The sequence below is a fragment of the Mycobacterium arosiense ATCC BAA-1401 = DSM 45069 genome (assembly GCF_002086125.1).
Taxonomy (GTDB): Bacteria; Actinomycetota; Actinomycetes; order Mycobacteriales; family Mycobacteriaceae; genus Mycobacterium; species Mycobacterium arosiense.
Genome location: NZ_MVHG01000435.1, coordinates 1 through 232, shown reverse-complemented (window position 1 = coordinate 232; position 232 = coordinate 1). Strand labels below are relative to the sequence as shown.

General features: G+C 64.2%; 1 pseudogene. It reads right to left on the bottom strand.

Annotation, left to right across the window (positions count from 1 at the left end):
• Positions 1-31 precede the first annotated feature (31 nt).
• Positions 32-232, bottom strand: a pseudogene (locus BST14_RS32470) (IS21 family transposase); the annotation flags it as partial.

The following is a 232-nucleotide window of genomic DNA, read 5'->3' as shown; positions in this document are numbered from 1 at the left end:
CAGGCGCAGCTCCTTGAGTTCCGCCATCAAATCACGCATGACCGACCTCCTCGGCCTGGCCACGCAGGCGGTCGTAGCGCGCCGTGTTAGCGACGGGGGCTTCCTTGAGCGACAAGTGGGTTTCGACGCTGGGTGGTGGTTCGGATGCTGTCAGCCGTGCCACGACATTGAGGATGTGTTCGGCGCTCAGGCTGCCGCTCTCCAGTACCAGCTCAACGGCTACCAGCACGGC